Annotated in this window: 13 protein-coding genes; 1 reads left to right on the top strand and 12 read right to left on the bottom strand. The window is 65.1% G+C overall.

Features of this window, described 5'->3' with window-relative positions:
* A complete protein-coding gene (gene trhA / locus ACS8YF_RS01615; RefSeq protein ID WP_440848472.1) occupies window positions 1-702 on the bottom strand; it encodes a PAQR family membrane homeostasis protein TrhA in 702 nt (233 codons plus the stop codon).
* A 56-nt stretch (window positions 703-758) separates the two neighbouring features.
* On the bottom strand, window positions 759-3,032 hold the full coding sequence (locus ACS8YF_RS01610) for an acyl-CoA dehydrogenase (RefSeq protein ID WP_440848471.1): 2,274 nt from the start codon (window positions 3,030-3,032) through the stop codon (window positions 759-761).
* Window positions 3,033-3,295: 263 nt separating this feature from the next.
* On the opposite strand from ACS8YF_RS01610, the gene ACS8YF_RS01605 reads away from it, so the two are divergent.
* Window positions 3,296-3,979, top strand: a complete 684-nt coding sequence (locus tag ACS8YF_RS01605) for a TetR/AcrR family transcriptional regulator (protein ID WP_109994671.1) — start codon at window positions 3,296-3,298, stop codon at window positions 3,977-3,979.
* Window positions 3,980-4,055: 76 nt separating this feature from the next.
* On the opposite strand, the gene ACS8YF_RS01600 is transcribed toward ACS8YF_RS01605, so the two are convergent.
* The 10 genes from ACS8YF_RS01600 to fabD form a co-directional block, all read right to left on the bottom strand.
* A complete protein-coding gene (locus tag ACS8YF_RS01600; RefSeq protein ID WP_440848470.1) occupies window positions 4,056-4,418 on the bottom strand; it encodes a PilZ domain-containing protein in 363 nt (120 codons plus the stop codon).
* Window positions 4,415-5,413: a hypothetical protein gene (locus ACS8YF_RS01595; protein ID WP_440848469.1), complete on the bottom strand. Its 999-nt coding sequence runs from the start codon at window positions 5,411-5,413 to the stop codon at window positions 4,415-4,417. The genes ACS8YF_RS01600 and ACS8YF_RS01595 overlap by 4 nt, the downstream gene beginning before the upstream one ends.
* Window positions 5,404-6,039: a dTMP kinase gene (gene tmk, locus ACS8YF_RS01590; protein WP_440848468.1), complete on the bottom strand. Its 636-nt coding sequence runs from the start codon at window positions 6,037-6,039 to the stop codon at window positions 5,404-5,406. Before tmk ends, ACS8YF_RS01595 begins: the two co-directional genes overlap by 10 nt.
* On the bottom strand, window positions 6,036-7,043 hold the full coding sequence (gene mltG / locus ACS8YF_RS01585) for an endolytic transglycosylase MltG (RefSeq protein WP_440848467.1): 1,008 nt from the start codon (window positions 7,041-7,043) through the stop codon (window positions 6,036-6,038). The genes tmk and mltG overlap by 4 nt, the downstream gene beginning before the upstream one ends.
* Before the next feature lie 21 nt (window positions 7,044-7,064).
* Complete coding sequence (pabC, locus tag ACS8YF_RS01580; RefSeq protein WP_440848466.1) at window positions 7,065-7,868, bottom strand: aminodeoxychorismate lyase; 804 nt, start codon at window positions 7,866-7,868, stop codon at window positions 7,065-7,067.
* Complete coding sequence (locus ACS8YF_RS01575) at window positions 7,861-9,216, bottom strand: aminodeoxychorismate synthase component I (protein ID WP_440848465.1); 1,356 nt, start codon at window positions 9,214-9,216, stop codon at window positions 7,861-7,863. The genes pabC and ACS8YF_RS01575 overlap by 8 nt, the downstream gene beginning before the upstream one ends.
* Window positions 9,217-9,248: 32 nt before the next feature.
* Window positions 9,249-10,490, bottom strand: a complete 1,242-nt coding sequence (fabF, locus tag ACS8YF_RS01570) for a beta-ketoacyl-ACP synthase II (RefSeq protein ID WP_440848464.1) — start codon at window positions 10,488-10,490, stop codon at window positions 9,249-9,251.
* A gap of 93 nt (window positions 10,491-10,583) precedes the next feature.
* The gene (acpP, locus tag ACS8YF_RS01565) at window positions 10,584-10,823 is read right to left on the bottom strand and encodes an acyl carrier protein (RefSeq protein WP_109994678.1); all 240 of its coding nucleotides are present in this window, start codon (window positions 10,821-10,823) and stop codon (window positions 10,584-10,586) included.
* A 100-nt stretch (window positions 10,824-10,923) separates the two neighbouring features.
* A complete protein-coding gene (gene fabG, locus ACS8YF_RS01560) occupies window positions 10,924-11,679 on the bottom strand; it encodes a 3-oxoacyl-ACP reductase FabG (protein WP_440848463.1) in 756 nt (251 codons plus the stop codon).
* 43 nt (window positions 11,680-11,722) lie between these two features.
* On the bottom strand, window positions 11,723-12,691 hold the full coding sequence (fabD, locus tag ACS8YF_RS01555; RefSeq protein ID WP_440848462.1) for an ACP S-malonyltransferase: 969 nt from the start codon (window positions 12,689-12,691) through the stop codon (window positions 11,723-11,725).
* Between the last annotated feature and the right edge of the window lie 38 nt (window positions 12,692-12,729).

Below are 12,729 nucleotides of genomic sequence, written 5' to 3'. Positions count from 1 at the left end.
TCAGGACGTCTGGCTCAGGGCGGCCGCCGACGGGGCCAGCGGGATCACGTAGAACAACACCGCGAAGAAGTGACAGGCGCTACCGGCGATCACGAACACGTGCCATATGGCGTGGTTGTACGGCATGCGGTCCCAGGCGTAGAAGACCACGCCGACGGTATAGGCCACGCCGCCTGCCAGCAAAAGCCAGATGCCGCCGGGTGCTACGTTCTCGAGCAGCGGGCGGATCACCAGCACTACAGTCCAGCCCATGGCGACATAGAACGAGGTGGACAGATAACGCACATGCCGCAGCGATGTGGTCTTGATGACGACGCCGGCGAGTCCGAGCGCCCAGACCAGACCCAACAGGCTCCAGCCCCACACACCACGTAGATTGACCAGCGTGAACGGCGTGTATGTCCCGGCGATGAGAAAATAGATCGCCAGGTGATCGATCACCCGGAGCACGCCCTTTGCCCGCGGCGGCGCGATGCTGTGATACAGCGTCGACGCCAGATGGGAGAAAATCAGGCTGGTGCCGAAGATGGATACCGCGACGATATGCCAGACCGTGCCATACAGCGCGGCATAAACCACCAGGATAACCATTCCCGCGATCGACAACGCCGTGCCGATGCCCGACGTGACGGCGTTGGCGATCTCTTCGCCCAGGGTATAGCCGCTGCTGTTCACCCGCGGCCCGGATTGCACGCTGCTCATGGCGCGTATTGTGCCACGCCCGAACCGCTTTCGCGGTACGGGCATGGCCCCGGCCGCTATTGGCTAGCCGCCCGCGCCATCCCCGGGTCGTGCCCGTCGTACGCGTTGTCGTCATGACGCGACAGGCTGTCGCGGTAATAGTCCGCCTGATCGAACACATCCACCTGGATGGCGGCCAGGCGGGCGGTTTCGGCGTCGCGGATGCGTTGCGCCTCGTCCGCCGAGATGATCCCGGCGGCCAGCGCGGGCTCGATCGCCGCGACCACGTCCGGAGCGCTGATCTTGCCGTGACGCATCGCCTTTTTCACCCGCATCTGTGGCTCGGCCGATTCACTCACCAGGCGCCAGGCATGCAGCAACCGCCCCATGCCCGGCTCGTCGTCGCGCGGCGACCCCAGGCCGCCGAGGGCGATGCGCTGATACTGTTCGCCCGGCGTCTGGATGGCCGCCGCGACACGGCGATCCTCGGCATCGCCCGGCCCGCTAGACAGCGGATTGATCTTGAGGAAAAACCGGCCCGGATAACGCAGCATCCAGCCCACCACGGGCGTATCGAAGTTGGCGTAGATCCCCTCGAACGCGCGCTGGATTTCCAGCAGGCAGTATTTGAGCGCCCAATGAACGACCGGCAGATCCTCCTTCCTGGCGCCCTCGGCATGGAAACGGCGCAGCGTGGTCACCCCGAACACCATCCAGGACAAGGCATCCGCGAAGCGGCCGGACAGCTGCCCGCGTTGCTTGAGCTTGCCGCCCACGCAAAACATCGCCAGATCGGTGAGCAGCGCAAAACGCGTCGACGCCCAGCCGAGTTTCTTGAAATAGCGCGCGGTCTCGTCCGCCACCGGCGCCTTGACCGTCGCCCCGCGGGTGAGGCCGCGGACCACCCCGCGGCCGACGTTGGCGATGGCGTGGCCCGTCCAGCCCAGCAGCGCCTTGCGGAATGCGCGCACATCCTTGTTTTCGAGCGCGCCCAGCGTCGCCAGCGCATAGGGATGGCAACGCACTGCCCCCTGTCCGAAGATCATCAGCGTCCGTGTGAGGATGTTCGCGCCTTCCACGGTGACACTCACCGGGGCCGAGATATAAGCTGATCCGAGAATATTGTTCGGGCCCTGCATCACGCCGGCGCCGGCCATGACATCCATGCCATCGATCAGCAGCTGTTGTCCCAGCTCGGTGGTCTGCTGCTTGAGAATGGCCGAGACCACCGGCGGGTGATGCCCGGCATCGACCCCCGCGCACACGTACACCCGCGACGATTCGAGCACATAGGCCAGGGCCGCGGTGCGCGCGACCTTGGCGGTCACACCCTCCATCCAGCCAATCGGGATGCCGAACTGTTCGCGCACCATGCTGTACGGCCCCACCGCGGCGGCCGCCGCCTTGGCCGAAGCCACGCCCCCGGCGGGCAGCGAAACCGCCCGTCCGCCGCCAAGCTGCTCCATGAGCATGCGCCAGCCCTGCCCCGCCTGCGCCGGGCCGCCGATGATGTTATCGGCCGGGACCACCACATCCTCGCCGTGGATCGGGCCGTTGTCGAACGGCCCGATCGGCAGGTGGTGATCGCCCAGGCGCAGACCTGGCGTGCCTTTTTCCAGCAGGACCACCGTAATGCCGGGCTGCTCGCCGCCACCCAGCAGGTTGTCCGGGTCATGCAGCTGGCAGGCCAGACTCACCAGATTGGCGACCGGCGCCAGGGTGATATAGCGCTTGGTGAAATTCAGGCGCAGCTTGAGCTGGCCGTCGTCCGCCTTGAACACGACCGCCTCGGCCCGAATCGAGGCAGCATCCGACCCCGCTGTCGGTTCGGTCAGGCCGAAGCACGGCACGAACTCGCCGCTGGCGAGTTTCGGCAGGTAATGAGATTTCTGTGCCGCGGTGCCATAGCCGATCAACAACTCGGCCGCTCCCAGTGTGTTGGGGATGACCACGAGCGTGCCCACCGGCCCGAGCTGCGCAGTCTTCATCATGACGGCGCTACGCCCCAGGGTGGAAAACCCGGAACCGCCGTATGCCTTCGGGATGATCAGCCCGAAGAAACCCTGCTCGCGCAGGAACGCCCAGATTTCATCCGGGACGCGACGGGTGTTGTGCAGTTCCCAGTGATCCACTCGCCGTAACAGCTCCTCGACCGGCCCGTCCAGAAAAGCCTGCTCCTCCGGTGGCAGCGCCGGATAGGCTTCCTGCATCATTGAGTGGAAATCTGGATTACCTGAAAACAACTCGCCGTCGATCCAGACCGAGCCGGCGTTGAGCGCCTGACGTTCGGTATCGGAGATGCGCGGGAGCACTTTAGCCTTGTCCAGCTTGTTGAGGATCATCGAAAACATGCGATTCTCCGGGCTTTATTGCACGGCAGTACAAAACGATTGCGCCTGGCGACAGGCCGCGCACGCGGGTAGACATTGATCTCAGCTTAGCTCGACTCGCGTCATGTTCCAACAATAATAAAAATTACTATTTTCATTTGACCCGTTCGCCATATCCTGACTGATTATCATTGCGCGCAATTATCGAGACGATTAGACATGATTGGGAGAGGAATGATGCAGTGGTAAAGTCGCTGCTTTGTTTCGTGTAACAGGTATTACTGGTGATCGAGCGCTATCCAAAGACAACAATCGAGCGTGAAAAAGCCCTGGCCCAGATCGATCCGGAAACCCGTCATCGCATCGAGGATGCCGCGCGGGTGCTGTTCGCGGAACGGGAATTCCATCGGGTCAAGTTGATCGACGTCGCCAAGCACGCCCGCATCAGCCTGCAGACGCTGTACAAGTATTACGGCAGCAAGGAAACCGTGCTGTTCGCGAGTCTCGACACCTGGCTGTCGATCCTGGCCCGTCGCATGATCGATCACCTGCAGGGAATCGAGAACTTTCGCGACCGGCTGCGCAAGGTGTTCTGGGTGTTGCTCGATTACTTCGAGCGCAACCCGGAAGTCGCCCAGATCATCCTGAGTTCGGTATATCTGAATACCTGGCGCGAGGACGATACATTTCGTCAGCCCCAGCTCATGTCGGTGTTTCTCGGTGTAATCGAGGAAGGCCGTCGGGCCGGCATCCTGACTTCCGCCGTGGACGAGGTCGAGATCTCGGACTTCATCTGGGGCGTGGCCAATCGCAACGTGGCGATGTGGCTCATGCGCGGGCGCAAGTACGGGCTGGCCGAACGCGCGCCCGTGCTGTTCAACATGATATGGCGGGGAATTGCCAGCGATCCCGCGCTTGCCGAAACCCTAGATATCGAAATGGAACCGCGGCCGATGACAACGCGCTGAATCGCGTTGGGCACGGCCGGCGTCCGCTGCGCAGGGCCCGTGCCAACGTCTCGGATCTGCCGTGGGATAACCCGGTCTAAAGCGTGTGCGTCGGCCGCTCACTTTCGAGCTGCCCCGCCAGCAGCGTTTCGATACGTTGCTGAATCTTGATCCCGTCCGGCTCGGCAAACTGCACCCCGATGCCGGGCGGGCGCTGCGTACCCGGAAGCGACACCCACACGATCCGTCCGGCCACGGTCACGCGTTCGTCCTGCTCCTTGAGATGGAGCAGGAGAAAGACTTCCGCGCCCAGATCGAAATGCATGTCCAGCAGGTGCGGCTGGCCCACGAAAAGCCCGCCGTTGCGGATGAAGGGCATGTACGCCTCGTACAGCGCGCGGTTGCTGGGCACGTCGAAACGTACGATGCCGGATTGTCCGGCGATATTATTATCGCTCATGGCGTGTCGATGGCCTCGGCGACATACTGGCTGAGTTCGATGAATACAGACTCTACCACCAGTCGCCAGTCGGCGTTGGTCTCGGCCGTCCGGGCGACGTCGGATACGCGTCGGCTCCAGGCTTCGAGGCGCCGCGGCCCCAGCCGGCGGGCGGCCTGGGCCAGGCCCGAGTCGAGGCTTGGCGAATCGGCCCCGAGCGCGGCCAACAGCAAATCATTGCAGCGTCGGTAGAGCCAGTCGACCCACAACCGGCGTTCGGCCTCGTGGGCACGTTCGGCAACGCTGACCGGATTGGCGCGACGGGCCAGCAGCCGTGCCAGATCCCTGTCCCACTGCTCGACCAGAGGCTGGGCGCCGGCGTCGTGACGGGCCCGCAGTGCAAGCGGCGTACGCAGGCTGTCGTCGTCGGCGCGGCTGGCGTCGAAATCCTGGCCGGCCAGCCAGGCACGCGCGGTATCCGGCGCGGCCGCCGGCACGGTCCAGATCTGGCATCGGCTGCGGATGGTCGGCAATAATGCCGACACGCGATCGCTGATGAGCACGATATGACAGCCTGCCGGTGGCTCCTCCAGTGTCTTGAGCAGACTGTTGGCGGCACTGGTGGATAACGAATCGGCCGGGTCGATCCACCCGATGCGCCCGGTCGAATACTGTGGCGTGAGATGCAGCGCGTGCGAGAATCGACGGACCTGTGCCACCTTGATCGCCTTGCCCGTATCCTCCGGCGTGAGCCGAGAAATATCCGGGTGTGTGGCCGCCGCACGCTGGCGGCACCCCGCGCATACGCCACAGGCGTCGCCGTCGGCCGTACGCGCCCGGCAAAGCAATGCGGCGACCAAACGCCAGGCGAAGCGACGCTTGCCAACCCCCGGCGTGCCGGCGATCAGCAACCCGTGCGCGACGCGGCCGGCCGCGAGCCCGGCTGCCATGTGTGCCCACATCGGATCGTGCCACGGCAGCTTGAGCGCCCTGTCGTCGACCGGGGTCACAGCCATGCCTCGACGGCGTCGATCAGGGATTGCGATACGGTTTCCGGCGCCGCGGCAGCATCGATCACGGCATAACGCGCCGGCGCCAGACGCGCCCGTTCGAGATAGTTGGCGCGCACGCGCTCGTGGAACGCCAGCGTCTCCTGATCGAAGCGGTTGACTTCGCCCCGATTGCGCGCCCGGCTCAGGCCCTGCGCCACCGGCAGATCGAACAGCAATACGCCATCCGGGCGCCGCTCGCCCTGCACGAGGCGCTCGAGCGTGGCGACCGCGGTTTCGCCCAGACCCCGAGCAGCGCCCTGGTAGGCATAGCTGGCATCGGTGAAACGATCGCAGAGCACGATTTCGCCGGCCGCCAGCGCGGGTTCGATCACTTGTGCCAGATGCGCTGCGCGCGCGGCAAACATGAGCAGAAGTTCACTCATCGCCGGCATGGGCGCATCGTATTCGCCCATCAGGACGCCACGAATGGCTTCGCCGAGACGCGTTCCGCCCGGCTCGCGCGTGGTACGGACGGTATGGCCGGCCGCACGCAGATACGCGGCCAGATGACCGATCTGGGTCGACTTGCCGGCCCCCTCCCCGCCTTCGAAGGTGAATAGGCGCCCGGTGTGACTTCGGCCGTCGTTCATGATCCACCGCCCAGCTGATATTTGCGCACCTCTCGATTGTGTTCGGCCAGCGTATCGGAGAACACAAGGGTGCCGTTGCCACGCGCGACGAAATACAACGCCTTGCCGTGGGCCGGGTGTAACGCGGCGCGAATGGAAGCGCGCGACGGCGAGGCAATCGGCGTCGGCGGCAGCCCCTTGCGTGTGTAGGTATTGTACGGCGTATCCCGTGTCAGGTCGGATTTGTGGATATCGCCGTCGTAATTGGGAATACCGTAGATCACGCTGGGATCGGTCTGCAGCCGCATGCCCTTTTTCAATCGTCGATTGAATACGCCGGAGACCCGTGCACGCTCGGACGGCACGGCGGTCTCCTTCTCGATCAGCGAGGCCATGATCAATGCCTGATACGGCGTATGGATGGCCAGATCATCCGCCCGATCGGCCCAGGCTTTGTGCAGGAACCGCTGCATCGCGTTGTAGGCCCGCTTGAGAAACGCGACATCGCTCATGCCCCGGGGAAACATATAAGTATCCGGCATGAACCGGCCTTCCGCCTTCTGATCCGGATGGCCGAGCGCCGCCATGATCTGCGCACTGGATTTGCCGCGAAGCGTGTGTTTGAGCGCGGGATCGTGGTTGACCGCCTTCATGATCTGTTTGAAGCGCCACCCCTCGACCAGCGTCAGGCGGTGCTGGCGGATCTTGCCCGATGCCAGGAGCGCGAGCAACTGGCGTGGATCCTGCTGCGCCGGCACCAGATACTCGCCGCTCTTGATGCTCGTTGCCTGGCCCGTGAGGCGTGCATAGAGCGACAGATAACGCGCGTCCCGCGCCCGCCGGATGATTTGCTTGCGGCGCAACTGATGGACGAGCGCGCGAAAACTCGTGCCCGGCGCCACCTCGATGAGCGCCGGCTGTGTATTCCCGAGTGGTTCGGTGAAAAAGCGTGCGACATCAGCCCCAAGAATGGCACCGGCCAGCAGGGCCGCCAGGACGAAACCGTAGACAAGACGCAGGAACACGGGCGTCGCAACTCCTTGAAACTAATGACTGCTCACAAGCAGCGCATTCGCGCGATCGGCCAGCGCCCGACTTTCGGCAAACCGGTGCTCGCCGATGCAGGGTACCGCCAGCGCGCCGCTGACGCTGTTGCAGGCCACGGCGCCAACGAAATCCCCCAGGCGTGCGCAGGTGATCTCGCACTCGGCGAGTGCCGGGAGCGCCGCGCGCAGTCGCTCGCGCGTGGCTCCGATCACGCCGGCGTGATCCAGCCTTGGCGTCCACCAGTCGCCGGTGCCGTCGACGAACAGCAGATTACGCATAGTGGTACAGACGATGCGACCGGCACTGTCGCACATCGCCGCGTCGGCGAGGTTACGGCGTTCGCAGTCGCGACGTGCCAGCACCTGTTCCAGACGGTTGAGATGCTTGACACCCGCGAGCACGGCCGGCGTGGCCAGCACGATGGGACAGATCGGCAGTGCCAGCGCGTCGGGTATACCCGCCGGCTGGCCGCGGTGCAGGCTCACGATCCGGCGTGGCACGGGCTGGCCGGCCGGCGCATAGCCGCGCCCGCCACTGCCCCGGGTGATGACGATCTTGGCGATGCCGGAGGCGCCGTCGCCGGCCAGCGCCCGGATATCGGCCTCGAGTCGCTCGCGTTCCGGTGTCTCCAGGCCCAGCGCCGCACAGTCGTGTGCCAGCCGCGCGTAGTGAAAGCGCCAGGCGAGTGCGATCCCCGATTCCACGCGCATCGTTCGGAATATGCCGTCGCCATAGGCCAGACCGCGGTCGTCGGCCGGCAGTGCCGTGGCGGGTCGACCGTTGATCAACATCCGGTCAGCCATGGACCGCGCGCGCTTGTGCGGCACGGAAGGCACGCAGTACGCCGTGCGCCTTGTGCCGGGTTTCGGCCAGCTCCGACGCCGGATCCGAGTCGGCCACGATGCCCGCACCGGTACGCAGTGTCAGGTCGCGGCCGACCTGGGTCAGGGAACGGATGATGATGTTCGTGTCCAGCGTACCGCAACGACTCAGATAACCGATGCTGCCGGTGTAGGCGCCGCGGCCCGTGCGCTCGAGCTCGGCAATGATCTGCATGCAGCGCACCTTCGGGCAACCCGTGATCGTACCGCCCGGAAAGACCGCCCTGAGGGCGCCGCCCGGGCCGACACCGGCCTCAAGCTGCCCGCATACATTGGACACGATGTGATGCACATGTGCGTAGGATTCGACCACCATCAGCTCGTCCACCGCGATGCTCCCGGGCCGGCATACCCGCCCGAGGTCATTGCGGACCAGATCGATGAGCATGACGTGTTCGGCCCGTTCCTTCGGGTGGGTGATCAATTCCTCGCTGATCTCGGCATCGCGGCCGAGGCGTCGTCGCCGGGTACCCGCGATCGGCCGTACGCTGGCGCGGCCATCGCGCAGCGACAGCAGTCGCTCCGGCGATGAGCAGACCAGCGCCGCGTCCTGCCAGTGCAGCAACGCGGAAAATGGTGCCGGGTTGGCGGCCCTGAGTGCCGTGTAAACATGGCCCGGCGCGACATCCTCGACCAGTCGGCCATGCCACGCCCGCGCGAGATTGGTCTGAAACACGTCGCCGGCCCGGATGTATTCACGCGCACGCGCTACGGCGTCGAGGTAGTCCTCCGGCGCGTCCTCCTGCCAGCGAATCGCCGGGTAGGCGACATCGTTGGCCGCTGTTGTTCCGCCCTGCGACTCGATCATTGCGACCAGCGCGGCCACACGATCCACATCGGCATTCTCGGACACCACTTCGAGAGTCGCGCGCTGACGATCATGGATGATCGCGCTGTGGCAGCGAAGCGCGAGCGCCGTCGGCAGGCCGTCGCCCGCGGGTGGCAATGCCAGACCCGGCTCCACGCCGGCGGCCATCTCGTAACCGAGATAAATCAGCCAGCCGCCGATGAACGGCAGATCCGTGGTTGCGGTCTTCGCCTGACGAGCGCAGGCGTCGAGGGCATCGAGGAATGCAGAGCGCGAGCCCGATTGTTCGGGGGTTATCGCCTCGGCGGGATCAGCCAGCAGAATGTCGTAGCGCGACTGTGCCGCCGCGCCCGCACTTGACTCGAGCAACGCCGGAAACAACCCGGGTTCGGCGCGCGCCAGTCGGTACAGCGCTGCATGATCGCCGGCGTCAAGAGTCGCCCGGGCCAGATCGTGCGCCACCCCGACCCGACCCGCGGGACGAGTCCGCGAGGTCAATCGAAACGCTTGAGTATCAGTGAGCCGTTTGTGCCGCCGAAGCCGAAGGAGTTCGACAACGCCACGTCGATCTTCATCTGGCGTGCGGTGTGCGGCACATAGTCGAGCGTACAACCCTCGGCCGGGTGGTCCAGATTGATGGTCGGCGGGGCCACCTGGTCGCGGATGGCCAGCAGCGTGAAGATCGCTTCGACCGAGCCCGCCGCGCCCAGCATATGGCCGGTCATGGACTTGGTCGAACTCACGGCGACCTTGTTCGCCGCGCTGCCCATCACCGCTTCGATCGACTGGCTCTCGGAAACGTCGCCGGCCTGGGTCGACGTGCCGTGGGCGTTGATGTAATCGATATCCTCGCCGGCCATTTCCGCATCCGCCAGCGCATTGATCATGCACTGCCTGGACCCGCGACCGCTGGGCATGGTGATGTGGTGCGCATCGCCGCTCATGCCGAAGCCGACGACTTCGCCGTAGATCCTGGCGCCGCGCGCCTTGGCGGTCTCGAGCTCCTCGAGCATGAGCACCCCGGCGCCATCGGACAGCACGAAACCGTCGCGGTCGGCATCCCAGGGCCGGCTGGCGGCCGCGGGATCGTCATTGCGCGTCGACAGCGCCTTGGCCGAGCAGAAGCCGGCCAACCCGATCGGGTTGACGGCCATCTCGCAACCGCCGGCGACCATGGCCTCGGCATCGCCGTAGGCGATCATGCGGGCCGCCAGACCGATATTGTGCACGCCGGTCGTGCAGGCGGACACGGCCGCGATGTTCGGGCCGTGCAGGTTGAGCTGGATCGAGATCTGGCCGGCCGCCATGTTCGCGATACTGCTCGGAATGAAAAACGGCGAGACCTTCTTCGGGCTGTAACCCGATTCGTAAAAGCTCGCACAGGTCTTGAGAATCGTGCCGATGCCGCCGATACCCGAACCCACGGCCACACCGACACGATCGTTGTATTCGTCGGACAGTTCGTAGCCGCTGTCGTTGATGGCCTGAACTGCAGCCGCCACCCCGTAATGCACGAACGGATCGAAGCGCTTGGCCTCCTTGGGCGACATATAACGGGTGACGTCGAAATCGCGAACCGGACCGCCGAAGCGGGTCGGATATTTCGACACGTCGAAGCTATCGATCGACGTAATCCCGCTACGGCCGGCAACAATGCCGGCCCAGGTCGATTCCACGTCCAGGCCCAGCGGGGAAATCATCCCCAGGCCTGTCACTACCACGCGACGCTGTCTCAACGACGCCCCTCCAACGAATGGTGCCGTCCACAACGGGACGGCATTAATCCGGCCGGCCGGTCATGATGCCGGCCAACGACTCCAACAGGGCTATCAGCCCTCGGCGTGCGACTTGATATAGTCGACTGCGTCCTTGACCTTCACGATCTTCTCGGCTTCCTCATCGGGAATATCGATTTCGAATTCTTCCTCAAGCGCCATGACCAGCTCGACCGTATCCAGCGAGTCGGCACCCAGGTCGTCGACGAACGAGGCTTCCGAGGTCACCTGGTCTTCGCTGACCGACAGCTGCTCGGCAATGATTTTCTGTACTCGTTCTTCCACGCTACTCATGGGTTGTCTCCTGTTGCTTGTGTGCGCGTTCATGAAGCGCGAATCCGCCCTCGCGAACCGCGCGCCATTCTAGGGAAAAAGGTGTCGTCTCGCCAGACGATTACGCCCCCATATAAAGTCCGCCGTTAACACTCAGCGTCTCGCCCGTAATATAACCGGCTGCGGGCGAGACGAGAAATGCAACGGCAGACGCGATATCGTCGACCGCCCCGAGGCGGCCGAGCGGAATCTGGCCGAGCATGGCCTCGCGAGTGGCCTCCGGCAGATCCCGCGTCATGTCGGTTTCGATGAAACCGGGGGCTACGGCGTTGACAGTGATCGCCCGCGAGCCCACCTCGCGAGCCATCGAGCGCGTCAATCCCAGCAGGCCCGCCTTGGCCGCACTGTAATTGACCTGCCCGGCATTGCCGGTCAGCCCGACCACCGAGCTGACGTTGACGATACGGCCGGTACGGGCCTTCATCATGCCCTTGAGAACCGCCCGGGATACGCGAAAGACGCCCGACAGGTTGGCGTCGATGACGGCCTGCCAATCGTCGTCCTTCATGCGGAGCATGAGCGTGTCACGGGTAATGGCGGCGTTGTTGACCACGAGGGTCGGCGCGCCGAAATCCTTGCCGATCTCCTTGACCAGTGCCTCGATCGCGGCCGCATCGGTGACGTCGAGCACGCGGCCGGCCCCCGCCGGGTCGCGGCCGGCCAGGCGCGCGTCGATGGCTGCCGCGCCCTGGTCGCTCGTCGCCGTGCCGATGACGGTCGCGCCGTCGGCGGCGAGACGGTCGGCGATGGCGGCACCGATGCCGCGGCTGGCGCCGGTCACGAGAGCAATTTGGCCGGACAGAACATTGGAGGACATAACGAGCCTGGAACTGGGATTCGGAAGATGGAGAGACGGACGATCAGCGTTCGTCGGCGCGATCGTCGGCCGCGGCGAGCGCCGCGCGGAAATCGTCGGAATTCGACAACGGCGACGTCTGCAGTGACTTGTCGATACGCTTGTTCAGGCCGGTGAGCACTTTGCCCGGCCCGCATTCGACGAAAAGATGACAGTTTTCCGCTGCCAGGCGCTGAATGGTCTCGCGCCACTGCACGGATTGCGCAAGCTGGGCCACTAGCGCCCGCCGCACGCCCCCGACATCCTCGCGTGGGCGGGCATCCACATTGTGGTAGACCGGGATGCTCGGTTCGCGCAATGGTATATCGGCCAGGTGCGAAGCCAGCCGGTCAGCGGCCGGCTGCATCAACGCACAGTGCGACGGCACGCTGACGGCCAGCGGCTTGACCATTCGGGCGCCCTTGTCCCTGGCCAGCGCCGAGGCCTTCTCCACCGCCGCGGTGTGGCCGGCGATCACGACCTGATTGGGGGCGTTGAAGTTCGCCGCCGACACCGTCAAGCCATCGCTGGCCAACGCCGCCGATGCCTCATCGCAGGCCGCGCGGACCGCGTCGTCGGACAAGCCGAGGACCGCGGCCATCGCGCCCTCGCCAGCGCCCACGGCATCCTGCATGGCCTGGCCGCGCAGGCGGGTCAGGCGCAATGCATCCGCGAAATCGAGCGTGCCCGCGACCACCAATGCGCTGTACTCACCCAGGCTGTGGCCGGCCACGAAACTCGGCGCCGGGCCGCCCGCTGCCCGCCAGGCACGCCACACCGCCACGCTCGCCGCAACAAGCGCAGGTTGGGTGTATTCGGTACGATCGAGCGTATCAGCCGGGCCATTGGCGACCAGATCGGCCATGTCGTAACCGAGGGCGTCGCTGGCTTCGTCTAGCGTCTGCTGGATCGCCGGGTGCTGCGGGCCCAGCTCGGCCAGCATCCCGACCGACTGTGCCCCCTGGCCGGGGAAAAGCATGGCAAATCGCGACATACAGGTCTTGGTGGTTCAGCCTCCGGATCGAATGGCGG

This window comes from Salinisphaera sp. SWV1, from assembly GCF_052044155.1.
GTDB lineage: Bacteria > Pseudomonadota > Gammaproteobacteria > Nevskiales > Salinisphaeraceae > Salinisphaera.
This window is presented reverse-complemented; position numbering and strand designations above follow the sequence as displayed.

Excerpts from the sequence above, each read along its gene's own strand:
- ACS8YF_RS01600 (WP_440848470.1), bottom strand. The coding sequence starts at position 4,418 with ATGAGCGATAATAATATCGCCGGACAATCCGGCATCGTACGTTTCGAC.
- fabG (WP_440848463.1), bottom strand. The coding sequence starts at position 11,679 with ATGTCCTCCAATGTTCTGTCCGGCCAAATTGCTCTCGTGACCGGCGCC.
- pabC (WP_440848466.1), bottom strand. The coding sequence starts at position 7,868 with ATGGCTGACCGGATGTTGATCAACGGTCGACCCGCCACGGCACTGCCG.
- fabD (WP_440848462.1), bottom strand. The coding sequence starts at position 12,691 with ATGTCGCGATTTGCCATGCTTTTCCCCGGCCAGGGGGCACAGTCGGTC.
- acpP (WP_109994678.1), bottom strand. The coding sequence starts at position 10,823 with ATGAGTAGCGTGGAAGAACGAGTACAGAAAATCATTGCCGAGCAGCTG.
- ACS8YF_RS01610 (WP_440848471.1), bottom strand. The coding sequence starts at position 3,032 with ATGTTTTCGATGATCCTCAACAAGCTGGACAAGGCTAAAGTGCTCCCG.
- tmk (WP_440848468.1), bottom strand. The coding sequence starts at position 6,039 with ATGAACGACGGCCGAAGTCACACCGGGCGCCTATTCACCTTCGAAGGC.
- trhA (WP_440848472.1), bottom strand. The coding sequence starts at position 702 with ATGAGCAGCGTGCAATCCGGGCCGCGGGTGAACAGCAGCGGCTATACC.
- ACS8YF_RS01595 (WP_440848469.1), bottom strand. The coding sequence starts at position 5,413 with ATGGCTGTGACCCCGGTCGACGACAGGGCGCTCAAGCTGCCGTGGCAC.